Source organism: Streptomyces sp. BBFR2, from assembly GCF_044497305.1.
In the GTDB taxonomy this organism is placed as follows: domain Bacteria; phylum Actinomycetota; class Actinomycetes; order Streptomycetales; family Streptomycetaceae; genus Streptomyces.
In genome coordinates, this window is the sequence record NZ_CP172415.1 from 6,838,935 (window position 1) to 6,862,268 (window position 23,334).

Annotated in this window: 21 protein-coding genes; 13 read left to right on the forward strand and 8 right to left on the reverse strand. The window is 75.1% G+C overall.

Annotated elements, in window-relative coordinates; translation table 11 throughout:
* Positions 1 to 121: 121 nt before the first annotated feature.
* Positions 122 to 601: a MarR family winged helix-turn-helix transcriptional regulator gene (locus ACGH2B_RS28325; protein WP_399095900.1), complete on the reverse strand. Its 480-nt coding sequence runs from the start codon at positions 599 to 601 to the stop codon at positions 122 to 124.
* Positions 602 to 722: 121 nt separating this feature from the next.
* Here ACGH2B_RS28325 and ACGH2B_RS28330 point away from each other — a divergent pair, with 121 nt between their 5' ends.
* The gene (locus ACGH2B_RS28330) at positions 723 to 1,133 is read left to right on the forward strand and encodes an organic hydroperoxide resistance protein (protein ID WP_399095903.1); all 411 of its coding nucleotides are present in this window, start codon (positions 723 to 725) and stop codon (positions 1,131 to 1,133) included.
* Between the two features lie 39 nt (positions 1,134 to 1,172).
* On the opposite strand, the gene ACGH2B_RS28335 is transcribed toward ACGH2B_RS28330, so the two are convergent.
* The gene (locus ACGH2B_RS28335; protein WP_399095906.1) at positions 1,173 to 3,248 is read right to left on the reverse strand and encodes a prolyl oligopeptidase family serine peptidase; all 2,076 of its coding nucleotides are present in this window, start codon (positions 3,246 to 3,248) and stop codon (positions 1,173 to 1,175) included.
* Positions 3,249 to 3,655: 407 nt separating this feature from the next.
* Between ACGH2B_RS28335 and ACGH2B_RS28340 the strand changes: the two genes are divergently transcribed.
* From ACGH2B_RS28340 to ACGH2B_RS28380, 9 genes are all read left to right on the forward strand, one after another.
* On the forward strand, positions 3,656 to 4,645 hold the full coding sequence (locus ACGH2B_RS28340) for a helix-turn-helix domain-containing protein (RefSeq protein WP_399095909.1): 990 nt from the start codon (positions 3,656 to 3,658) through the stop codon (positions 4,643 to 4,645).
* Between the two features lie 194 nt (positions 4,646 to 4,839).
* Complete coding sequence (locus ACGH2B_RS28345; RefSeq protein ID WP_399095912.1) at positions 4,840 to 5,061, forward strand: acyl-CoA carboxylase subunit epsilon; 222 nt, start codon at positions 4,840 to 4,842, stop codon at positions 5,059 to 5,061.
* A gap of 163 nt (positions 5,062 to 5,224) precedes the next feature.
* On the forward strand, positions 5,225 to 6,862 hold the full coding sequence (locus tag ACGH2B_RS28350) for an APC family permease (protein WP_399095915.1): 1,638 nt from the start codon (positions 5,225 to 5,227) through the stop codon (positions 6,860 to 6,862).
* A 238-nt stretch (positions 6,863 to 7,100) separates the two neighbouring features.
* Entirely contained in the window at positions 7,101 to 7,937 is an 837-nt protein-coding gene (locus ACGH2B_RS28355) for a PP2C family protein-serine/threonine phosphatase (RefSeq protein ID WP_399095918.1), read from the forward strand.
* 62 nt (positions 7,938 to 7,999) lie between these two features.
* Positions 8,000 to 9,004, forward strand: coding sequence for an MASE1 domain-containing protein (locus ACGH2B_RS28360; RefSeq protein ID WP_399095921.1), 1,005 nt, complete (start codon positions 8,000 to 8,002; stop codon positions 9,002 to 9,004).
* A gap of 524 nt (positions 9,005 to 9,528) precedes the next feature.
* A complete protein-coding gene (locus ACGH2B_RS28365; protein WP_399095924.1) occupies positions 9,529 to 9,732 on the forward strand; it encodes a hypothetical protein in 204 nt (67 codons plus the stop codon).
* A complete protein-coding gene (locus tag ACGH2B_RS28370; RefSeq protein ID WP_399095927.1) occupies positions 9,729 to 10,298 on the forward strand; it encodes an RNA polymerase sigma factor in 570 nt (189 codons plus the stop codon). Before ACGH2B_RS28365 ends, ACGH2B_RS28370 begins: the two co-directional genes overlap by 4 nt.
* Positions 10,295 to 10,963: a hypothetical protein gene (locus ACGH2B_RS28375; RefSeq protein WP_399095930.1), complete on the forward strand. Its 669-nt coding sequence runs from the start codon at positions 10,295 to 10,297 to the stop codon at positions 10,961 to 10,963. Before ACGH2B_RS28370 ends, ACGH2B_RS28375 begins: the two co-directional genes overlap by 4 nt.
* Positions 10,964 to 11,138: 175 nt before the next feature.
* Positions 11,139 to 11,873, forward strand: a complete 735-nt coding sequence (locus ACGH2B_RS28380) for a Mut7-C RNAse domain-containing protein (RefSeq protein WP_399095933.1) — start codon at positions 11,139 to 11,141, stop codon at positions 11,871 to 11,873.
* Between the two features lie 153 nt (positions 11,874 to 12,026).
* Here the strand turns inward: ACGH2B_RS28380 and ACGH2B_RS28385 are convergent, their stop codons facing one another.
* Positions 12,027 to 12,482 carry a cyclic nucleotide-binding domain-containing protein gene (locus tag ACGH2B_RS28385; protein ID WP_399095936.1) on the reverse strand — a complete coding sequence of 152 codons (456 nt, stop codon included), beginning with the start codon at positions 12,480 to 12,482 and terminating at the stop codon, positions 12,027 to 12,029.
* Between the two features lie 317 nt (positions 12,483 to 12,799).
* On the reverse strand, positions 12,800 to 13,993 hold the full coding sequence (locus ACGH2B_RS28390; RefSeq protein WP_399095939.1) for an MFS transporter: 1,194 nt from the start codon (positions 13,991 to 13,993) through the stop codon (positions 12,800 to 12,802).
* Between the two features lie 412 nt (positions 13,994 to 14,405).
* On the opposite strand from ACGH2B_RS28390, the gene ACGH2B_RS28395 reads away from it, so the two are divergent.
* Positions 14,406 to 15,368, forward strand: a complete 963-nt coding sequence (locus ACGH2B_RS28395; RefSeq protein ID WP_399095942.1) for an SDR family NAD(P)-dependent oxidoreductase — start codon at positions 14,406 to 14,408, stop codon at positions 15,366 to 15,368.
* A 66-nt stretch (positions 15,369 to 15,434) separates the two neighbouring features.
* On the opposite strand, the gene ACGH2B_RS28400 is transcribed toward ACGH2B_RS28395, so the two are convergent.
* The 3 genes from ACGH2B_RS28400 to ACGH2B_RS28410 form a co-directional block, all read right to left on the reverse strand.
* A complete protein-coding gene (locus ACGH2B_RS28400; protein ID WP_399095945.1) occupies positions 15,435 to 15,938 on the reverse strand; it encodes a hypothetical protein in 504 nt (167 codons plus the stop codon).
* A 496-nt stretch (positions 15,939 to 16,434) separates the two neighbouring features.
* Positions 16,435 to 17,214, reverse strand: a complete 780-nt coding sequence (locus ACGH2B_RS28405; protein ID WP_399095948.1) for a 2OG-Fe dioxygenase family protein — start codon at positions 17,212 to 17,214, stop codon at positions 16,435 to 16,437.
* 96 nt (positions 17,215 to 17,310) lie between these two features.
* Positions 17,311 to 18,423 (reverse strand): LCP family protein, encoded by a 1,113-nt coding sequence (locus ACGH2B_RS28410; protein ID WP_399095951.1) that lies wholly within the window; start codon positions 18,421 to 18,423, stop codon positions 17,311 to 17,313.
* Between the two features lie 915 nt (positions 18,424 to 19,338).
* Between ACGH2B_RS28410 and ACGH2B_RS28415 the strand changes: the two genes are divergently transcribed.
* The gene (locus ACGH2B_RS28415) at positions 19,339 to 20,742 is read left to right on the forward strand and encodes a family 2B encapsulin nanocompartment shell protein (protein ID WP_399095954.1); all 1,404 of its coding nucleotides are present in this window, start codon (positions 19,339 to 19,341) and stop codon (positions 20,740 to 20,742) included.
* A 42-nt stretch (positions 20,743 to 20,784) separates the two neighbouring features.
* Positions 20,785 to 23,040 carry a family 2 encapsulin nanocompartment cargo protein terpene cyclase gene (locus ACGH2B_RS28420; protein WP_399095957.1) on the forward strand — a complete coding sequence of 752 codons (2,256 nt, stop codon included), beginning with the start codon at positions 20,785 to 20,787 and terminating at the stop codon, positions 23,038 to 23,040.
* On the opposite strand, the gene ACGH2B_RS28425 is transcribed toward ACGH2B_RS28420, so the two are convergent.
* Complete coding sequence (locus ACGH2B_RS28425; protein ID WP_399095960.1) at positions 23,030 to 23,248, reverse strand: hypothetical protein; 219 nt, start codon at positions 23,246 to 23,248, stop codon at positions 23,030 to 23,032. The genes ACGH2B_RS28420 and ACGH2B_RS28425 overlap by 11 nt on opposite strands.
* Positions 23,249 to 23,334: the final 86 nt, after the last annotated feature.

Sequence of the window (23,334 nt, forward strand, 5' to 3'; positions counted from 1 at the left end):
CGGGGTGCGCGCCCCTGCCCGCACGGCGCGGAAGGCACTCGCCCCGTCTAACGGCGCGGGGCGACGGGAGGGTACGGGGCGTGGCCGGATCGGGCCGTGCGCGGCGGCCGGGCCGGGCGGATCATGCCTCGTCGAGGGCTTGGGTCACCCGGCTCAACAGGCCGCGCAGGGTACGCAGTTCCGCCAGCTCCAGGCCGGTGGCGGCGAGCATCCGGTGGGGGACCGGCAGGGCGCGCTCGCGCAGCGCGGCGCCGGCGTCGGTGAGGTGGACGCCGACCGACCGCTCGTCCTCCGCGCTCCGTTCGCGGCGCACCAGGCCCGCCGTCTCCAGGCGCTTGAGGAGCGGGGAGAGCGTGCCGGAGTCGAGGCGCAGCCGCTCGCCGATGGACTTGACGGGGAGCGGGCCGTCCTCCCACAGCACGAGCATCACCAGGTACTGCGGGTACGTCAGTCCGAGGTCCTTGAGGGCGTCCCGGTAGACGGCGCCGAAGGCGCGCGAGGCGGCGTGCAGCGAGAAGCAGACCTGGTGGTCGAGGCGGAGCAGCTCGGCGTCGGAGAGCGGGGCGTCGGGGGAGCCGGTGGGGCTGGAGGAGGCGGCCATGGGTCCAGGTTAGCCCGACGCGGCATTGAATCGCCTGCCATTGAGTTGTGCACAACTCAATGGTGTGCCATTGTTCTCTGCGGCGGTCGGAACGCGGCCGCCGGGACCGGAGGGAAACCCCATGGACGCGCTCTACACCGCCGCCGCCACCGCCAACGGACGCGAGGGCCGCGCCGTCAGCTCCGACGGACAGCTCGACCTCGCGCTCGCCATGCCGCCCGCACTCGGCGGCAGCGGCGCGGGCACCAACCCCGAGCAGCTCTTCGCCGCCGGGTACGCCGCCTGCTTCGCCAGCGCGATGGCGCAGGTCGGACGCCAGATGAAGGTCGACACCGCGGAGGTGTCGGTCACCGCCGAGGTCTCGATCGGCAAGGACGACACCGGCTTCGGCCTCGCCGTCGTCATGCGCGTCGAACTGCCCGAGGCGCTCGCGGGCGAGCGTGGCCGGGAACTCGTCGAGGCCACCCACCGGTTCTGCCCGTACTCCAAGGCCACCCGCGGCAACATCGACGTCGAGCTGGTCATCGAGTGAGAAGCGGGGCGGGCGGCGCCGTCGCCCGCCCCGGAGCCGTCACGCGGCGGCCCCGCTGTCCTCCCGGCCCAGGTGCCGCCACAGGAAATCGGCCTGGTGGCGCAGCAGATTCGCGAAGAGCGCCGGGTCCGTGGGGGCGTGGGCCGTGCCGGGCAGCGGCAGCACCTCGTGCGGGCGGCCGGCGGCCAGCAGCGCGGCGGAGAGCCGCAGCGTGTGGGCGGGGTGGACGTTGTCGTCCGCCAGCCCGTGCGTCAGCAGCAGCGGCCGGGTCAGCCGCGGCGCCTCCCGCACCAGGGAGCACGCGTCGTACCGCTCGGGGTGCGCGTCCGGATGCCCGAGGAACCGTTCCCGCCAGTGGGTGTCGTACAGCCGCGGGTCGTAGGGGCCCGCGCCCGCGACCGCCGCGTGGAAGAGCGCGGGGCGCCGCACCACCGCCGCCACGGCGAGCATCCCGGAGAACGACCAGCCGCGGACGGCGACCCGGCCCGGGTCCAGCTCCGGGAACCGCCCCAGCACCTCCGCCAGCGCCGCCGCCTGATCCTCCAGCGCCGCCGACAGGACGTCGCCGTGGACCGCGCGCTCCCAGTGAGGGGAGCGGCCCGGCGTGCCGCGGCCGTCGGTCACCAGCACCGCGAAGCCCTGCTCGGCGAACCACTGCGAGACGAACATCATCGGCGCCTGGTCGTCGGTCACCCGCTGGAGCGCCGGGCCCGCGTACGGATCGACCAGCACCGGCAGCCGTCCGCCGCCCGGACGATGCCACGACGGCAGCAGGAGCCGGCTGCGCAGCGCCCGCCCCGTCACCGTCAGCCGCCGCTCCCGCAGCGCCAGTACGGGCCGCTCGGCGTACGAGGCCACCGGCAGGTCCGGGCGTCCGGCGCGCACCACCACCACCGTGGCGCCGGGGCGGTGCGGCTCCCGGGCGATCCGGACCAGTGTGGGGCCGCCGCGCACCCCGGTGTGCACGCCCGCGGTGGTGGTCAGCGGCCGGGCGCCGGTCCGCGGCCGCCAGCTCCACAGCGCCTGCCCGGTCACGTCCGCGCCCGCCGTGAACAGCACCTCCTCGCCGCTCACCCCGAGCACCTCCCGTACCTGGAGCCCCTCGGGGGTGACGGCCGTGCCGCCGACGGTCAGCCGCCGGGTGCCGCCGGGGCCCTCGGTGTCGCGGTGTGCCACCAGCGCGCCGGACGCGGTCCGCGCCGGGGTGCCCGGCACCAGCGTCACCCAGCACCGGTCACGCCGCTCGGCCAGGAGCGCCGTCCGCCCGTCGGCCGGGCCGACCGCGTACGTCCGCAGGGTGCGCTGGTCGCGGCTCTGCACCGCGGCGAACGGGCCGTGCGCGTCCCAGCCCGCCGCCGTCAGATACGGGAACCGGGCCCGGTCGAGGACCACTGCGGTGCGGGCGCCGCCATCGGCCGGAACCAGCCACAGCGTCACCTCCGCGTTGGCGGTGCCCGCGGCCGGATAACGCACCGCGCGGGGCGGCTCCTCGGGGTGCGCCGGATCGGCGACGTACCACCGGGCGACGGCGCTCTCGTCGACGCGCGCCACCAGCAGGCGCGAGCCGTCCGGCGCCCACCAGTAGCCCCGGTCACGGCCCATCGAGGCGGTCGCCGCGTACTCGGCGGCGCCGAAGCGGACGTCGGGCCCGTCCGGTACGGCGAGCGCGCGGTCCCCGGCGCCGTCCGCGCCGATCACCCGCAGCGCGCCGTCCGCGAGATAGGCGATCCGGCGGCCCGCCGGATCGGGCCGCGGGTCGGACGGACGCCCGGCGGCCGGCAGTCTCCGCACCCGGCCCGTCGCGATCTCCACGGCCCACAGCACCCCGCCGCACAGGCAGGCGGCGAGCGTGCCCGCGGCGTCGGTGGCGTACGCCGTGACGCCGTCGCCGGGCGGGCCCGCGCCGTACGCCGGATCCGCCGGATCGAACAGCGGCCGTTCCCGGCCCGTCGCGGTGTCCAGCGCCCACAGCCGCCGCACCGGATCGTCGCCCGCGGCGCTGCGCAGGAACAGGACGGTGGCGCCGTCGGGCGTGACGGTGAACCGGTCGGGGGCGCCCAGCGCGAAGCGGCGGGTGCGCAGGAACTGGTGCGGAAGGCTCTCGGGCGGCGGCATGGCGGACAGGGTGAAGGGCCCCGGCCCCGGGCCCCTACTGTTTCGTCCCGGTACGAAAGGCCGGCGGAGCGGCCGGAGCCGGCGGAGCGGCCGGAGCCGCCGGAGCGGCGGTGACCTGGGCGGATGGCAGGGGGAGCGGGACGGGCCGGGGGACGGCCGCGGGGCCCGGGGGAAAGCCGGACGGGCGCCCGGTCCCGGCCGGAGGGCATCCTGGGGCTTCTCGGCTGCGGTGAACGGCCCCGGGGGAGCCGGTGCCGGACGGCCGGCGCGGCGGACCTCCCGGGACGGGAGACGAGTCCGGCCCCGCGGCTCGCTCCGGGAGGCCGGCCCGACGGCGTACCGGACCGGGCGGCGGGCGCCGGGGACCGGCGGACACCCGCCGGGCGAGTGACGAGGAGGGGGCACCCATGGGGGAGTGGCTGGTCGACGCGGAGGTGCTGGCGCGGAGCCGGTTCGTGCTCTCGCCGCTGATCGAGACGGTCGCCACGCTCCGGACGCTGATCGGGCATCCGGCCCCCGCCCGGCGGGGCGGGGCCCCGTCGGCCACGGAGGCGTTGCGCGCGCGGCTGGCCGCCGATCCGTTCGTCCGTGCCTGGGCGGCGGCCGGGGTCGGCGTCCGCTGGACGCCCGACTTCCTCACCCGGCCCCCGCGCCACGACGCCCCCGCCTTCGCTGGGGAACTGGCCCGCGTCCGCGCCACCCCCGCCCCCGAGGCCCGCGCCGACCTCGCCACCGCCTGCGGCGGGCGGCTGCCCCGGGCGCTGGACGTGCCCGATCCCGCGGGCCGCGCCGCCGACCTCCTCGACCAGGTCTGGCAGCACCTCGTCCGTCCCGACTGGCCGCGCCGCAGCCGGGTGCTGGAGGCCGACGTCATCGGGCGGGCGCACCGGCTGAGCCGTCACGGCTGGGCCGCCGCCGTCGCCGACCTCGGTCCGCGCACCCGCTGGCTCGGCAACGGCCGCCTGCGCATCAACGGCGCCGACCGTCCCGCCCGCGATCTCACCGGCGCCGACCTCGTCTTCGTCCCCGTCGGCGGTCCGAACGGCTGGGTCGCCTGGGAACTGCCCGAGCGGTACGCGGTGATCTACCCGGCGTCCGGTACGGCCCGCACCGACGACCGGGGCGCCGCGCCCGCCGACCCGCCGCCCGTACCGAAACCGCTCGCCCGCCTCCTCGGGACCAACCGCGCCACCCTCCTCACCCTTCTCGGCCCGCCCCGGAGCACCAGCCAGCTCGCTGCCCTGACCGGTCTCGCCCTCGGCTCCGTCGGCGACCATCTGAAGGTCCTGCTCGACGCCGGACTGGTGACCCGCCGCCGGGCCGGGGCCTCGGTCCTCTACCGCCGCACCCCGGTCGCCGACGCGCTCCTGGACGCCCCGGGCAGGGCGGGCGGCTGATCCGGCGCCACGGACCGCACCGGGCCCGCGCGGGCCCGGCCGCCGGACCGGCGCCCCCGCGCTCGCGCGTGCCTCGCCCGATCGGTCCGTACGGACGCGACAGCCCCTACCGGCGCTCCTAGGGTCGGCCGTGTGACCGCCCCGACCAGCTCCGAAGCCCCGCGCCCGCCCGGCCGTTCCCGCGGGGGGCGGCCGTGACCGCGCCGCCCGGCGCGCCGCGCGACATCGGGCTGCGCATCGAGGGCGGAGTGGCCGAACCGGAGGAACTGGCGGCGATCACCGTGATCCTCTACGCCCGTCTCGCCGTCGGCGTCAGTGCCGACGGCGCCGACTGGGTCGTCCCCCCGGACGATTCCGAACGCCACCACCACCCACCGCGCTCCGCCTGCTGGTCCGGCTGCTGGTGCTGCGGCTGACCTGTCCGCCGCGGAAGATTTGCCCCATCGGCTGACGAACCCGCCGAGCCCGGCGCCCCGTTCCACGTTCACCTGGGGAAATCCGGCCGGCGCCCGGCAGAATCCCCACCGGGCTCCGTGAGTGCGGCGCCGTACGGCCGGAAGCGGAGCGGGAGGACGGAACGTGGTGGAGCATCAGGTGACGGGCGGGGGCGGGGAGCCGGAGGCGCCACCGGTGGCGGCGCAGGAGCGGCGGCTCCGCAGAGACCTGGGGTTCTGGGGCCTGACCGCGATCGGCTTCTCCAACATCGTCGGCTCCGGCTGGCTCTTCGCCGCCCTCTACGCCGCGCAGACCGCGGGCCCGGCCTCCCTGCTCTCCTGGGTGGGCGCCGGTCTGCTCTGCGCGCTGGTCGCCCTCGTCATGATCGAACTGGGCGCCTCCCGGCCCGAGGGCGGCGGCACCGTCCGCTGGCCGCTGCACGCCGGCGGCCCCCTCGTCGGCACGCTCGTCGGCTGGTCGGTGCTGCTGTCGGTCGGCGGCACCGCGGCCGAGATCAGCGCGATCATGCAGTACGCCGCGCACTATCTGCCCGACCTCTACAACGGGAAGACACTCTCCGCCTCCGGCGTGGCGCTCGCCGCCGGGCTCAGCGTGGTGCTGACCGTCCTGAACTGGTTCGCGGTGCGGATGTTCGCCCGGCTCAACAACCTCATCTCGGTCTTCAAGATCGTGGTGCCGGTGCTCACCGTGGCCGCCCTCCTCGCCTCCGGCTGGCACTCCGGCCGCCTCACCGACCACGGCGGCTTCGCCCCGTACGGCTACGCCGCCTGCCTGACCGCCCTCGCCGGCGGCGGCATCGTCTACTCCGTCAACGGTTTCCAGGCGCCGCTGGACTTCTCCGGCGAGACCCGCAACCCGCGCCGCACCCTGCCCGCCGCCGTCCTCACCGGGATCGGGCTGGCCGTGCTGATGTACCTCGCGCTCCAGGTGGCGTTCCTCTTCGCGGTGCCCGAGTCGCTGCTCGGCGGCGGCTGGCACGGTGTCTCCTTCGAGTCGCCCTTCGGCCAGCTCGCCCTCATCCTCAACCTGCACTGGCTCTCCAGCCTGCTCTACGCCGACGCCGTCCTCTCACCCGGCGGCTCCGCGTACGTCGGTGTCGCCCTCGACGCCCGCCACACCTACGCGCTCGCCAAGAACGGCACCATCCCGCGCTACTTCATGAAGGTGGACGCCCGCTCCGGCGTGCCCCGCCGGGCCCTGGTCGTCAACCTCGCCGTGATCGTCCTCTTCCTGCTGCCGATCGGCGGCTGGCAGCAGATCGTGAGCGTGATGGGCGACATGTACCTGCTGATCTACGCGGCGTCGGCGGTGGCCGCCGCCGTCTTCCGCGCCGACCCGGGCACCGTCACCGCCGGCTGGGTGCCGGGCCTGCGCTGGCTGGCGCCGGTGAGCTTCGTGGTGGCGAGCGAGTTCGTCTACTGGTCGGGCTGGGAGGCGCTGCATCTGGCGCTCCCGATGGTCCTCGGCGGACTGCTCCTCTTCCTCCTCATGCGGCGCCCCGGCAGCGTCCCCGCCCCCGGCGAACCGCCCCGCCGCCCGCTCGCCGCCGAACTGCGCACCGGCGCCTGGCTGGTCTGCTACCTCGCCGCGCTGACCGCCCTGTCCAAGCTCGGCTCCTTCGGCGGCACCGGCCTGCTGCCCGCCCCGTACGACTCCCTCACCGTCGCCGTCCTGTCCCTGGCGCTGTTCGTCTGGGCGGTCCGGTCCGGCCTCCGCTACCTGGCGGTGGTACCGGCCCCGGCTCCGGTACCGGTGGACTGAGCCACGCGGCGCGGGACCGGCGGACGGGCGGCCGTACGCGCCGTCCGCCGGTCCGCGCCGGACACGGGTCCCGCCTCCGTCACCCCCCGCCCGCCGGGCGGAAACGGGCATACCGGCCTATCCTGACGAGAGCTTCCGCGTCGGCCGCCCGGTCGGCCGGCGGCGGCACCAGGAGGCGGCAACCAAGCGCCGCGTGCGCCTCCCGCGGCCGACCACGACCCGCACCACGGAGGCGTCCATGTTCCGGCGGCGTCCCGCGCGGGAGGCGAGCGCCGACGATCTGCTGTCGACGCTCGGCCGGCTCACCGCCCAGGCCAGGGCCGGGGCCGAACTCCAGCGCGCCCGGGTCGAACTGGCCGAGGCGCTCCAACGGGAGATGCTGCCGGCCGTACTGCCCGGCGTCCCCGGGGTACGGTCCGCCGCCGCGTACGCACCGGCCCGCAACGGCCTGGACATCGGCGGCGACTGGTACGACGGATTCCCGCTGCCCGGCGGGCGGCTGGCGTTCTGCATCGGCGATGTCCAGGGGCACGACGTCGAGGCGGCCGCGTTCATGGGGCAGATCCGCATCGGGCTGCGCGCCGTGGCGGGCGGCGGCGCCGACCCCGGTGTGGTCCTCGCCCGCGCCAATGAGCTGCTGCTCTCCGTGGACAGCCCGCTCTTCGCCACCTGCACCTTCCTCACCTTCGACCCGGTGACCTGGGAGGTCGCCGCCGCCCGCGCCGGTCACCCGCCGGGCGTGTGGGCCACCGGCGACGGCCGCTGCGGCATCGCCGAGGAGACCGGCGGCGCGCCGCTGGGCGTCCTGCCCGGCGAGACGTACCCGGTCACCTACTGGCGGCTCGCCCCGCGCGGCGCCTTCGCGCTGCTGACCGACGGGGTGGTGGAAGGCCCGTCGTTCCCCATCGAGGCGGGCCTCGCGGAGGCGGTCCGGCGGGTGCGCGACCGCGCCCCGACCGGCGATCCGGCCGTCGTCGCCGCCGCGGTGATGGACGTCGCGGAACTCACCGGCCACACCGACGACGCCGCCGTCGTCGCCCTCTGCTACGACCGGGCCGACCGCGGCAACGGATGAGCGGCTGCGCCGTCCGTGGCGGTGACCGCGCGGCCCCGGGGCCGATGTCCGATGCTGGGGGGATGCGCACCGGGAACGTGCCCCCTCTCGCTGCCGACGTCCTGAAGGTCCTCGCCCTGGCCGTCGCCTACTTCGCGGGCGCCCGGATCGGCCTGCTGGAACAGGTGATCATCGACGGGACGGTGGTCACCCCGATGTGGCCGCCCACCGGCATCGCGCTGGCCTGCCTGCTCGTCTTCGGGCTGCGCACCTGGCCGGGCATCCTGCTCGGCACCTTCTTCGTCATCGCGGACATCGGCCCGGTGGACGCCGGGATCCTCGGCAACCTCGCCGGCAACACCCTCGCCCCGGTCTGCGCCGCGCTGCTGCTGCGCCGGGCCGGGTTCCGTACCGAACTGGACCGGCTGCGGGACGGGGTGGCGCTGGTGGTCCTCGGCGCGCTGGCCGGGATGCTGATCAGCGCGACGTTCGGCGCCGGGAACCAGGTGCTGATCGCCCACCTCCCGGCCGCGCAGTTCTGGCCCGCGTGGGCCGCCTGGTGGGCGGGCGACGCGATGGGCGTGCTGATCGTCACCCCGCTGCTGCTGGTGGCGTGGCACGCCCGCCTGCCGCGCGGCATCCGCCCGGCGCGCGCCGCGGAGGCGGTGGCGCTGCTGCTCGCCGCCGTCGGCGTCGCCCTGCTGTGCACCCGCAGCCCGATGTCGCTGCTCTTCCTGGTCTTCCCGCTGATCGTGTGGGCGGCGGTACGGTTCCAGCTCGCCGGTGCCGCGCCCGTCGCGCTGGTCGTCTCCGTCCTGGCCATCGTGGCGGCCAACGACCGGGCGGGACCGTTCGCCGGGCACAGTTTCCTGCTGGTGATGGTCAACCTTCAGGCTCTGAACGGCGCGGCGGCCCTCACCGCACTGCTCCTCGCCGCGCTCGTCGCCGAACAGAACGCCATCCGCGCGAAGATCGAGGACGCCTGCCGGGAGCTGGCCGAGGTGGTGGACCGCCTCGCCCCGGGCGAGGCCGCGCACCGCTGGCCACCGGGCGCGACGGCACCCCGCAGACGCAAAAGAGGGCGCTGACCAGCCGCGTCGCCCGGCGGACGGCAACCCGTGCCCCGGCGGCCCGCCGCTCGCGCTCCACGAACTGGACCCGGACAGCTACGGGTACGGCGGCGAGACACAGTGCGTCCACTACCGCCGCCTGGGCCTGGAGCCCGCCGGCGCCTGAGCGTCCGGGACGGCCCGATTTCCGGCACCCGGCGGAATCATGCGGCAACGATCAGTGATCTGCCTCACATGGCACGGGGGTGGAGATGTCCGTGTCATGTGCCCGCCGGGCAGTCAACTTGTCGGCCGATGTCGGCGGTTGAAAGATCGCGCAGGTCGGCGGGGCGCCGGCCGTCCGTCCGGTGGCGGTCCGGGGGCGCATGCCCGCCGGGGGCGTGGCGACGCCCCGAGTCACCGGATGATCGCTTTCCGTATTTTTCCGCGCACCGCGTTGCACGTTTGCCCACCCCGTTCCGAAATCCTGCGGAGAGGACAGCGAAACCTCGGTGTCCGCCGCACCGCCGTGGCGGACACCGAGCCGGAAGGAGGACACAGACGTGACGCTCAACGACGCACTCGCCCCGCTCCTGCTGCTCACCGCGGTGCGCGTCTTCGCCCCGGACCTGCGCCATCTGACCCGGCGTCTGCTGCGGGCGGGAGTCCGCGTGGGCGCGGCGGCACTGGTCGAGGACCGCCCGCCCGCCCCCGGGTGGCACACCGACCGCGTACCTGCCGCCCAGGAAGAGGAGGTCTCCCCGTGAACGCCGACCTACCGCCGGTGCAGCACACCCTGCCGACGGCCCTGGAAGCCTTCCACGACCTGTACGTCAAGGCGTATCTCAACTACGCCCACACCATGCTCGGCGACAAGGACGCGGCGCAGGCGGTGGTCCGCCGCTGCTTCTCCCACCTCGCCCTCAACTGGGCCCACGTCATCCAGGAGGAGAGCCCCGAGGCGTACGCCTGGGCGCTGCTCAAGGTCCGTGTCGACACCCACCTCCGGCTCACCGGCACCTCGTCGCGGATGGTGGAGACCACGGCCTTCCAGCGCACCGCGCGCGCCGCCCTCGAATCGGTCCGCTGCCAGTTCGAGGTCATGGAGACGTCCCTCGGCCTCTACGCGGCCATCGCCTCCCTCCCCGAGCGGCAGTACGACGTGATCGTGCTGCTGTACGTCCTCGGCTACCCCTCGGACCGGGTCGCCGACATCATGGGCGTCACCCGCGACACCGTCCGGTCCCACCGGCGCCTCGCCCGGCGCCGTATCGCCAGAAGACTCGGCCTGCCGCTGACCGCGGCCACCGGCGACGAGAAGGAAGAGGAGTGACCGTGCGGTCCTCGCGCAGCATCCACGAAGTCCTCGACGACGCCGCGATCCCCGACGCCTTCGCCGACTTCGACCTCGCCGCCTCCAAGCGGCACCTGGCGTACGACCTCGCCGCCGCCGACGCCGTACGGCGGGACGCGGCCCCGTGCCCGTCCCGCCGCGCCCCGGCGCCGGTGATGCTCACGGCCCACGACCGGGCCGGGGCCGACCTGCGGGGCCTGTGCGCCCAGACGCTGCACCGCGGCGACGCGGCCGACCTCCTCGCCGAACTGGCCAACAACCGCCGCATCGACCCCGACGGCGCCCTGTACTTCGGCTGCCTCCTCCATCTCGCCGGATACCCCGAAGGCACCCAGTTCTGGTGGCAGTTCGCCGCCGGATCGGGCAACGCCGCGGCCGCCTCCTGTCTGCATCTGCTCCACCTCGCCCGCGGGGAACTCCGCGACGCCGAGCACTGGGCGGGACAGGCGGCCGCCCTCGCCGGCGGCCCGGCCGTGCTCAGCCGTCCCCGCACCGCCCCGCTCCCCGCGGCCGGGCAGCCCCGCGCCGCCCTCCGCGCCGTGCTGGGGCTGCTCACCGTCGACGAGGACGACGAGTTCGGCCGGGTCCCGCACCCCGACCCCTGCCTCGCCGACCGCCTCAGAGAACTCGCCGACGCGCTCTGAGGGGAGTGCCGACGCGCTCTGAAGGGAGTGCGTCCGCCCGGCGGCGGCCCGCGGGTACGGGGCCCGCGCACGCCGCCCCTCGGCAGGCGGCAAGACGCTCCCGGCCCGGCCGCACCCGTCCCCACCAGCGGAAATTCCCTGGCTCACGGGGTGCGGCCGGTGCCATGCTGGAGAGGTGAACGGACCCGAGATCCCCTTCAGCTTCGCCCCCGCCCTGCACCTCTTCCTCCCGGCGGGCCGCTCCGGCGAGCACACCCGCGTGGTCACCGACGGCGCCGCCTCGCTCGGCCATGTCGTCGAATCGCTGGGCGTACCGCTCACCGAGGTCGGGGAGCTGCGGGTGGACGACGCTCCGGTCACCCCGGCGCATGTGCCGCGCGCGGGGGAGAGCGTCACGGTGCACGCCGTCGCCCGCCCGCAGAGCGTTCCCGGCGCCCCGCTGCGTTTCCTCCTCGACGTCCATCTCGGCACCCTCGCCCGCCGGTTGCGGCTGCTGGGCATCGACGCCGCGTACACCGCCGAGGACCCGGGTGACGCGGCGCTGGCGGCCCGGTCGGCGGCGGAGCGGCGGGTCCTGCTCACCCGCGACCGCGGTCTGCTGCACCGCCGTGAACTGTGGGCCGGCGCCTACGTCTACAGCCACCGCCCCGACGAGCAACTCACCGACGTCCTCGGCCGGTTCGCCCCCGAGGCGACGCCCTGGACCCGCTGCACCGCCTGCAACGGCCCGCTCACCGACGCCGGCAAGGACACCGTCGTCGAGCGGCTGCACCACGGCACCCGCCGCACCTACGACGTCTTCGCCCGCTGCGCCGACTGCGACCGCGTCTACTGGCGCGGCGCCCACCACGCCCGCCTCCAGGCCCTCGTCGACCGGGCCCAGGGCACCCTCGCGGCCGCCCGGAGCTGAGGCCCGCAGCCGCGGCCCGGGGGAGACCGGGGCGCGCCGGTAAGCCCGTACGGGGCGCCGGGCCCGTACCGCGCGGGGCCCGGCGCCCCGCGTCATACGCCCGGCGTCCTGCCCGTCCTCCCGGCCGCCGGGAGCGCGCCGGTGGTCCTTACGTCACGTCGTCACCGAGTGCGGGACCACGTACTGGTCGATCAGCTTCGTCCGGGTCGCCTCCAGCCGGTGGGCCAGGACCTGCGTGATGGTGCTGACCAGCGCCAGCCCCAGCGCCGGGTCCGCGTCGCACAGCGCGCGGACGCTGCGGGCGTCGAACTCGTGGGCCCGCACCGGGCTGAACGCCTCGGCGCCGAAATCCCATTCGTGCGGCGGGAAGAGCCAGGACCAGCCCAGCAGATCCCCGGGCCCGAGGGTCGCCACCGTCACCCGGCGGCGCCCCGGGACGTGCAGATCGAGCGTCACCGACCCCGAGCGCAGTATCCAGAACCGGTCGGCGCGGCCCCGTTCCTCGAAAATGCGGGTGTCCTGCTCGAACGACACCTCGCGCGCCAGCGCCATCAGCCGGTCACGGTACGCGCTCGGAAGTGTGGTCAGCAGGCGCGTCGCGATGGTCATCTCCGGTGCCCTCCTCGCCGTAGGCGGGTGCCCGCCCCCGCAGCGGCGCGGGCGTACGGCCGTTCTCCCTCCATTGGAACCGCGCCGCGCGACCACGGCACCCCGGGGCGGGGGCGGGGGCGGGTGCCCGGCCCGGCACGTCGCGGGCCGGGGCGCCCCGGCCCGGCACACCGTGGGGCCCGGAGCTTCCCGCCGCGCCGAGCCCCGGCCCGCCGACCCGCGGGACCGGCGCCCGGCCCGTCCGGCCCGGTGCGCGCCCGCGAGGCCGACGGGCCCTGTCGGATCTCCGTCGCGGCCCCGCCCGGTCCACCGTCCCCTCATCCTTCGTGCGGCGGGTGCCGCAGCACATAGCCGCCCACCAGCACCGCGACCACGATGACGCACCCGGCGAACACCAGCCCCGCGCCGCGCAGCCCCAGCGGCCCGGTGAGCGCGCCGATGCCCACCACCGGCAGGGAGATGCCCACGTACGCCACGAGGAAGTACGCGGAGATCGTGCCGCCCCGGTGCGCGGGCGGCGCCGCCGCGCCCACCGACGTCAGCCCGGCGCGGAAGGCGAGCCCCTGCCCGGAGCCGCCGCACACCGCCCCGGCGACCAGCAGCGGCAGCGACCGCGCCACCAGCGACGCGCCCACCAGCAGCAGCCCGGCGACCAGCACCAGACATCCGGTGGGCAGCGCCCGCCGCACCCCCAGCCGCCCGGACAGCGCCTGCCCGGCCGTCGAGCCGAGGAAGACGGTGCAGACCACCGCGCCCGAGACGGCGAGGTCGCGCACGCCCAGCGTCTGGCCGACGAAGCTCGGCGCCACCGCCGTGAACAGTCCCAGCAGCGAGAACCCGGCGAACGCCGCGACCGCCGACGGCACGAACACGCCCCGCGCCTCAGCCGGTGGCACCAACCGTCCCGGCCGTGGCCGGGACGGCCGCCCCGGCGCCGTCACCGTCTCCGGCAGCACCCGGATCACCAGTGCCGCCGCCACCGCCAGCAGCACCAGGTGCACGAGGAACGGCAGCGTCAGCGGCCACGGCGCGTACTGCGCCAACACCCCCGCCAGCAGCGGGCCGCACCCGAGCCCGCCCATGTTCGCCGCCGTCGCCGCGAACCCGGCCCACGCCTCACCGCCGGGCCGCGCCAGCTCCAGCACCGCCGCCGTCGCCGCCCCGCTGAACAGCCCCGCCGCGAACCCCGACAGCACCCGCCCCGACAACAGCAGCGGCAGCCCGCCCTCGGCCACGAAACACAGCGCGCTCGCCGCCGAAAGCCCCAGCGCCACCAGCAGCACCGGCCGCCGCCCCACTTCGTCCGAGACGTTCCCGGCGACCAGCAGCACCGTGATCACCCCCAGTGCGTACGCCGCGAAGACCACGGTCACCATCAGCTCCGACAGCCCCAGCTCACGCCGGTAGAGCCCGTACAGCGGCGTCGGCAGGGTGGTCCCCGCCATGCCGACGGCGAACACCGCGGCCGCCACGAGGGGCCCGGGGCGGCGGTCGGTACGTCCGGTGATCACGCTGGTCACGCTAGAGGGCGCCCGCCCGCTCTTCGAGGGCTCGGCCGCCGCGCTCCGCCGACCGGGCGGCGGAGCCCGCGCACCGGACCGGACGCCGCGACCGCCGCACCCCGGTGTCCGCACCGACCGGCAGCGCGTACCCGCCCCGCACGAGGGCGGCCCGGCCGCACCGCTGCCCTGTGTCCGGTCGGCGCCCGGCACGGACGGAGCGGCCTCACCCCGCCCGTCACGGGACGGGCCGGCCCCGCGCCCGCCACGCCCCGTGCCCGTGGCCCGTGAGCCACCGCCCTGTCGGCGCCCTGTCGGCATCACCCCCGCGCGGCGCACCTCCCGTCGGCGGTCTGTCGGCGCCGTCCGTGATCTTGGACGGGCCGGTGCCCGTGGGCACGCCGCCGAACCGAGGAGCCCCGTCATGCGTTCCGCCACACCCTCCGTCCCCCGTAGCCGTCCGTGGGACGTGCGCCGGCCACCGTCCGCCGAGGGCCGGAACGTCCTGGTCACCGGCGGTAACGCGGGGATCGGCTACTTCGTCGCGGAGCAGCTCGCCGCCGCCGGTGCCACGGTCGTGCTCGGCAGCCGGGACGCGGCGAAGGCCACCGCCGCCCTGGACTCGCTCCGTACGCGCGTACCCGGCGCTCGCGCGTGGCACCTGCCGCTGGACCTCGCCGACCTGCCGTCCCTCGAAGCGGCCGTGGCCGGACTGGCTCTCGACCGGCTCGACGCGGTGGTCCACAACGCCGGGGTCGCCCTCGACCATCCGCCGCGCCGGGAGACCGCGGACGGCCACGAGCTGATGTTCGCCACCCAGCACCTCGGCCACTTCGCGCTCACCCGGTGGCTGGGCCCCCTGCTGTCCGCGGCTCCGGCGGGCCGCGTCGTCACGGTGGGGAGCTACGCGGCCCGCTCCGAACGGCTGGAGGTGGACGATCTGCAATCCCGGCGCGACTACCGGCCCGCCCGCGCCTACGGCCGGTCGAAACTGGCGCAGATGAGCTTCGGCTTCGCCCTCGACCGCCATCTGCGCGCCACCGGCAGTACCGTGCTCAGCGTGGTCGCCCACCCCGGCGGCGCCCTCGACGGCCTCACCCCCGCCCGCCCGCCGGTCCACACGCCCACCCCCGGCGAACGGCTGCGCGCCCTCCCCGCCGGAGTGCTCGTACAGGGCAAGGAGGCCGGGGCGTGGCCCATCGTCCGCGCCGTCCTCGACCCGGAGGTGGCGGGCGGCGACCTCTGGGGGCCGAGGGTCTTCGGCCTGCGCGGTGTGCCCCGGCGCGAACCCGTGCCGCCGCACATGGCCGACCGCGCCGTCGCCGCCCGCCTGTGGACCGCGAGCGCCGAACTGACCGGCACCGACCCGCGCCTCGGCTTCCGCTGACCGCCGCGCCGGGGCCGCCCGTACACGGCGACGGGCCGCCCGCCCGCGCACGGGCGGCCCCGCGCCTCAGCCGCCCAACCGCTGGTACAGCGCCAGCGGCGTCACATACCCCGGCCACCGCCCGTCGTCGAAGAGGTGCACCCCGCCGTCCTGGTAGCACTGGTCGACGAGTTGGGAGCAGATCATGTGCCCCGTCGCCGCCACATAGCTCCGCAGCCCCGGCACCGGCAGCCGCAGCCGGTGCGTGGCGATGGCCAGATAGTCGAGGAAGCTGTACGGCACGCCCTCGTACGCGAGGGACGCGGCGCAGATCCGGTCCCGGTCCGCGTCGGTCAGTCCGGGCGGGCAGACGTACAGCACGTCCGCGCCCGCGTAGGAATCGAGGGGGACGATCCGCGCGCCGCCGGGTTCGGCCTCGATCAGCCGGTCACCGGGCAGGACGAGGAACGCGTGCTGGTAGTCGGCGAAGCCGTTGCCGTTCAGCCACTGGCCGAACCGGATCAACCGGCCCACGGTGCCGTTTATCTGAGTCAGACCTATGTCGCCGGGTTGCGGACGGGCTTGGATCATCTGCGGCTCCGGGAGACGCGTAGGAATGCCACCGGACCCCCGGCTGATACCCGCCCCGGGCACTGACGGACCGTCATCACCGATGACGGAAACGGAAAAACGGGGGTACGCGGGCGCACCCGGACGGCCCCCGGCCGCCCGCACGCGCCGCCCGTACCCCCATGACCTGCGGATGCGCCCCGCTGCGCTCCCGCCATGGCCTCGACCGGCGTCCCGGTCACGGGACACGGGGGGCAGGGAGAACACGGGGAAGGCGGTGCGCGTGCCCCCGGATCCCGTGGCGGAGCGTTCGGCACACGGCTTCGACGGGGCCGCGGACCAGGAACCGGGTTCTGACGGTGATCCGCCGACCCGGGGCCGGGCGGGCGGCGCCGTGGCCACCCGCCGGGCGGTCGCGCGGAAATCAGCTCCGGTCACGCCCGGCCGGCGGCTGCCCGACCGCTACCGGGCCGTGCCCCGCCCCGCCCGACCCGAAAACCCCGGCAGCACGGCCCGCTCAGCGGGGCGTGAGGGTGGTGACCAGCACATCCCGGCGGGCGGGCCGCGTGGCGTCCAGCGGGCGGACCGGCGACACCTCGTGCAGCGTCGCCCGATCGTCCCCCAGCAGAAGAGTCCCGGGCCGGCTGAGCGTCGTCCGCATCGCTTCCGTGCCGTCCGGGCGGTACACCGTGCTCTCGCCTCCGGTGGCGTTCACCCGGTCGATGAGCAAGGAGGTGACCAGCGTGACGCCGTCGCGGTGCCGGCCTTCAGGCGTGGGCTGCCCCGTGCCGCCGGCTTCGGCCACGACCCGGAACGGGTGCACCTTGACGGTCCACTCGTCCGCCTCCTCCAGACAGGCGGCGATCCGGCCGAGCGTCCGGATCAACGACGCCAGAGCGGGGTCGGCCCCGAAGGCGGCGGTCAGCGGTTCGAAACGGCGGTCCACCGCCACGTACAGCGGATTGCTCTCCTCCGGCTGGACGAAGGCGCCGACCGGCCTCGCCGCGATGTCTCCCGTCCGGGACAGGGAGAAATGCCCGTACCGCCGCAGCCGCCGCGTCCCCGTTTCGGCCGCGTACGGATCCGGCACCAGGTCCTCCCAGTGCCTGGCGAACCGCGGCCACTCCGCCTCCGCCATGCCCAGACACCGCGAGACGGCGGCCGACGGCATCAGACACGAGCCCGAGGCGACAAGGGCCTCGCAGACACCATCGAGCGGCCCCCGCGTACGGCCGGATTCCCCGTGGCGGGCCTCGCTCCCGCCCCGGCCCGCCCCGGTAGCGCTTCCCTCGTCCATGGGCCCATGCTCCGGCGTCGCGCCGCCCTCCGCATCCGCTGTCCGGCCGGACGCCGTACCGCCACGGCCCGGCCGGACGGTGACGCGGACGCCCGCTCAGGACTGCGCCACCACCGGGGACACCCCCTTGTCGCCCACCGAGTCACGCCCCGCGGACGCCGGTATCGGCCGGTCGTCCTTGAGCGCCCGCCACACCTGCGCGGACGCCGTCCGCAGCGGCACCACCCGGTCCGGGTTCGCCGGGTCGTAGGTCACCGGCATCGTCACCATCTTCATGTTCTTCGGACCGATGCCCTTCAACTCCTCGGCCAGGCCCAGCAGCTTGCCGGTGGAGGCCAGCCGGGAGTCGGCGCGCACCGTCCGCGTCGCGGTGTCCGCGAGGGAGTACAGCTTCGCCGGATTGCTCAGCCCGACATCGTCGATCCGGTGCGTGAGCGCCTTGATGAACGCCTGCTGCAACTGGATCCGCCCCAGGTCGCTGCCGTCCCCGACACCGTGCCGGGTACGGACCAGACTCAGCGCCTGCTCACCCTTGAGCGTGTGCTTCCCGGCCGGCAGGTCCAGCTTGCTGTGGACATCCCTCACCGCCTGCTTGGTGGTGATGTCCACCCCGCCCAGCTCGTCGATGATCTTCTTGAAGCCGGTGAAGTCGACCTCCAGATAGTGATCCATCCGCACCCCGGACAGCGACTCCACCGTCTTCACCGTGCACCCCGGGCCGCCCACCTGGTACGACTCGTTGAACATCACCTGGTGCGCGGCGGGCGCCGAACCGCCGCCCGGCTTCGGGCACACCGGCCGGTCGACCATCGTGTCCCGCGGAATGCTCACCACACTCGCCGTGCGGTGGTCCTTGTCGACGTGCAGCACCATCGTGGTGTCCGACCGGGCGCCGCTGATGCCCTTGCCGTAGGCGCCGCCCGTTCCCGCCCGTGAGTCGGAGCCCAGCAGCAGGATGTTCATCGCGCCGTCCCGGGACGCGCCCGGCCGGTCCTTGCCGAGCGCCGCGTCGATGTCGACGCCCTGGAGATTGCCGTTCAGATGCGACCAGAGGTACGCGGTACCGGCACCGCCCAGAGCCACCACGCCCACCGCCGTCCACACGGCGATCCGCAGCCCCCGACGGCGGCGGCGCGGCGGCCGGGGCTCTGCCCCGCCCGCGGGGAGGTCCGCCGGATACGGCCCGTTGTTCCCGCTGTCCTGCGGCATCTGCACTCCGTCCTCCGCCCGCCCGGACACGGCTGCGCCCGGCGTGCGTTGTCGATGGCCCGGGCGCCCGTCCGCGGTCGGCGTACGCCGGACCGGCCGGGGGCCCGCACGGGCCCGGCGCCCTGGCACGCGGGAGGACCGTCCGGTGCTCCCGCCCCGCCGGCGCGCTCCGTGCGCGCTCCGGCGGCCCGGTGGACGCGGCGGTCCGCCCGGGGCCCGACCATCCTGGGCGGACGCCGCCCCACGGGCAACGACGTCCCGTACTACCCCGCCGCGTAGACACCCCGCCCCGCACCCGGGAGACCGCCCTGCCCATGAGGCCCGCGGCCCCGGCACGTCCACTAACCGGCGTCGTACGTGACGGACGACCTATGGCCGGGGTCACAGCCACCCCCGAAGCCCCACGCCCGCAAACGTGGGTTATGCACCTTTTGCCGTGCGCGGGGTGCCGTGGTGCCCGCCCGGCCCTCGGCGCCGCGTCGGCGGAGAGCCCGTACGTTCACCCTCACCGGGGGGCGGAAGCTCACCCTCCGCCCGGCGACAACAAGCCATGATCAGGAAGGCCCGGCCGTCCCGCCCACCTCGGAACGGCGGTGGGACAGCGGCCAGGGGCCGGAACAGGGGCCGTACCGCCGCGCCGAAAGGGGGGAGAACCGGCCAGCCGAGGCCGGTCTCACGTTTGCCGGGCGCACTGTCACTCGTCCGGGCGTACCGGGTCGGCGGGGCACCGGAATCGGCCTCCACCCCCGTGACCCGGCCTTAGTGTGATCAACGGATCCCCCGAACGGCCCGGCCACCAGCCGCCCGACCGCCCCGGGGCCACCTTCCCCCACTCAACCCCCGCCCACCGGCGCCGGGTTGCCGCACGCCCGGCGACCGCGCGGACCGGGCGTCCACCACGATGAGGAGCGCCGGATGACGATCGACGCCGGTACCGAGCAGAGCGCCGCCGCACAGCAGAGCCTGAGTACCGCCGCCGCGCGGAACCTCGCGAGCACCACCAAGTCCGCCCCCCAGATGCAGGGCATCACCTCCCGCTGGCTGCTGAAGACGCTCCCCTGGGTCGAGACGAAGGGCGGCGCCTACCGCGTCAACCGCCGCCTGACCTACACCGTCGGCGACGGCCGCATCGACTTCGACCAGACCGGCTCCCGCGTCGCCGTCATCCCCCAGGAACTGGGCGAACTCGCCCCGCTGCGCGGCTTCGCCGACACCGGCGTCCTCACCGCCCTCGCCGGACGCTTCACCCAGCGCGAGGTCACCCCCGGTGAGGTCCTGGCCGAACAGGGCGCCCCCGCCGACCAGGTCTTCCTGCTGGCCCACGGCCGCATCGCCCGCACCGCCGACGGCCGCTACGGACAGGCCGCCGGCCTCGACGCCCTCGCCGACGGCGACCACTTCGGCGCCGAGGCCCTGACCGACCCCGACGCCGTCTGGGAGTACACCGCCAAGGCCGAGACCGCCGGCACCGTCCTCGTCCTGAACCGCCGCGACTTCGCCACCGTCCTGGACACCGCGCCCGAACTCCGCAGCCACCTCCAGGACTTCGCCGCCCTGCCCCAGCAGGCCCAGAACAAGCACGGCGAGGCCGAGATCGCCCTCGCCTCCGGCCACACCGGCGAGCCCACCCTCCCCGGCGCCTTCGTCGACTACGAACTGAAGCCCCGCGAGTACGAACTGAGCGTCGCCCAGACCGTCCTGCGCATCCACACCCGCGTCGCCGACCTCTACAACGAACCGATGGACCAGACCGAGCACCAGCTCCGGCTCACCATCGAGGCGCTGCGCGAACGCCAGGAACACGAGCTGATCAACAACCCCGAGTTCGGTCTGCTGCACAACGCCGACTACCGCCAGCGCATCCAGACCCACTCCGGCCCGCCCACCCCGGACGACCTCGACGAGCTGATCAGCCGCCGCCGGGGCACGAAGTTCCTCCTCGCCCACCCCCGCACCATCGCCGCCATGGGCCGCGAGATGAACGCCCGCGGTCTCTACCCCGACCACGCCGACCTCGGTGGCCAGCAGGTCCCCGCCTGGCGCGGTGTCCCGATCCTGCCCTGCAACAAGATCCCGGTCACCAAGGAGCGCACCAGCTCGATCCTGGCGCTCCGCACCGGCGAGGACAACCAGGGCGTCATCGGCCTGCACCAGACCGGACTGCCCGACGAGTACGAGCCCGGCCTCTCCGTCCGCTTCATGGGCATCGACGACAAGGCGATCATCTCGTACCTGGTCTCCACCTACTACTCCGCCGCCGTGCTGGTCCCGGACGCGCTCGGCGTACTGGAGAACGTCGAGATCGGCCGCCGGGACTGACCGGGAGCCGGAGCGGACACGACGAGACGAGGTGAGGCGCAGATGACACAGCCCTTCGTACTTCCGGAGTTCTACGAGCCGTACCCCGCGCGGCTCAACCCGCACCTGGAGGCGGTCCGTGACCACTCCAAGGCGTGGGCCCGCGAGATGGAGATGATCGAGGGGTCGGGCATCTGGGACGAGCGGGACTTCGACGCCCACGACTACGCCCTGCTCTGCGCCTACACCCACCCCGACGCCCCGGCCGCGGAGCTGGCCACCGTCACCGACTGGTACGTCTGGGTCTTCTTCTTCGACGACCACTTCCTGGAGAGCTTCAAACGCGGCCAGGACATGGCGGGCGCCAAGGCGTACCTCGACCGGCTGCCCGCCTTCATGCCGGTCGACCCGGCCGGGCCGCCGCCCGAGCCGGTCAACGCCGTCGAGAAGGGCCTCGCCGATCTGTGGCGGCGCACGATCCCGGCGATGTCCCGCGACTGGCGCCGCCGCTTCGCGGAGTACACCCAGCACCTCCTGGAGGAGTCGCTGTGGGAGCTGGCCAACATCAGCACCGGCCGTATCGCCAACCCCGTCGAGTACATCGAGATGCGCCGCAAGGTCGGCGGCGCCCCCTGGTCCGCCGGGCTCGTCGAGTACGCCGCGGGCGCCGAGATCCCCGCGTCGGTGGCCACCAGCCGCCCCCTGCGGGTCCTCAAGGACACCTTCTCCGACGCCGTCCACCTGCGGAACGACCTCTTCTCCTACCAGCGTGAGATCGAGGAGGAGGGCGAACTCTCCAACGGCGTCCTGGTCTTCGAGACCTTCCTCGGCTGCACCACCCAGGAGGCCGCCGACTCCGTCAACGACCTCCTCACCTCCCGCCTCCATCAGTTCGAGCACACCGCGCTCACCGAGGTGCCCGCCCTCTGCGCCGAACGCGGCCTCACCCCCGCGGAGTGCGCCGACATCGCCGCGTACGTCAAGGGGCTCCAGGACTGGCAGTCCGGCGGCCACGAATGGCACCTGCGCTCCAGCCGCTACATGAACGAGACCGCGGGCCGGGGCCACGGCGCTCTCGCCGCCGTGCCCGTCCTCGGCGGACCCACCGGCCTCGGCACCTCCGCCGCCCGCATCGCCGCCTCCCTCTCCGCCACCCTCCCGGTCCGCGTCCGGCAGCACAGCCACGTCCCGTTCCAGGTCATCGAGGAGGTGCGGCTGCCCGAGCTGTATCTGCCGTACACCACCCGACTCTCCCCGCACCTGGCGGGCGCCCGTGAGCGGATCGTCGCCTGGGCGCACCGGATGGGCATGCTGGAGCAGCCGCCGCGGCTGCCCGGCGGCGCCGCCGCACCGACCGCCGTCTGGGACGAACACAAGATCCGCGCCTTCGACCTGGCCCTGTGCGCCGCCGGGATCCACCCGGACGCCACCCCCGACGCCCTCGACCTGACCACCGGCTGGCTGGCCTGGGGCACCTACGGCGACGACTACTACCCGGTGGTCTTCGGCCGCACCCGCGACGCGGCCGGAGCCAAGCTCTGCACGGAACGGCTCGCGGCCTTCATGCCCGTCGAATCCGGCGCGGACGTCCCCGAACCGCTGGGCCCGCTGGAGCGCGGTCTGGCCGATCTGTGGCGGCGCACCGCGGGCCCCATGACCCCCGCCGCCCGCCGCACCTTCCGCCGCACCATCGAGGACATGACCGGAAGCTGGCTGTGGGAGCTGGACAACCACTGGGCGAACCGCATCCCGGACCCGGTCGACTACGTCGAGATGCGCCGGCAGACCTTCGGCGCGGACCTCACCATGAGCCTCTCCCGCCTCGGTCACGGCCGGAGCGTCCCGCCCGAGGTCTACCGCTCCCGCCCCGTCCAGGCCATGCAGAACGCGGCCGCGGACTACGCCGGACTCCTCAACGACCTGTTCTCGTACCGCAAGGAGATCCAGTTCGAGGGCGAGATCCACAACGCCGTCCTCGTCGTCCAGCACTTCTTCGGCTGCGGGGTGCAGGAGGGGCTGGAGATCGTCAACGATCTGATGACCTCCCGGATGCGGGAGTTCGAGCACATCCTCGCCGTCGAACTCCCCGCCCTCTTCGACGAGTTCGGGCTCGACGCGGCCGCCCGGGCCACGCTCACCGGCTACGCGGAAGAGCTGAAGCGCTGGCTCGCCGGGATCCTCATCTGGCACGAGGGCTGCCGCCGCTACGACGAGGCGGAGCTGCGCCGTCCCGTCACCGCCCACGGCCGGCGCCTCGGCGGGCCCACGGGGCTGGGCACCGCCGCGGCCCGGCTGCGGCCCCGGTCCGTCACGGTGTGAGCGGCGCGGACGCCGGGCGCTCCACGGGGGGAACGTCCGGCGTCCGCGCGACGGCGGCCGACCAGGCCGCGAGCAACTGCTCGTACTCGGCCTGCTCCTCAGGGCCCAGCGAGCGCCCGGCCCGGGCCGTCATGAACGCCCTTATGGCGGCGTTCACCTCGGTCAGGGACCGGGCCTGAAACGCCCCAGGTGCAGAAGTTGAGCACATGATGTGCATGATATGTGCAGATGCACCAGGTGCCCAGCGATTTCGCGTCGCCCGCTCGAAGGACCGACGTACCCTCCGCCGCCGCT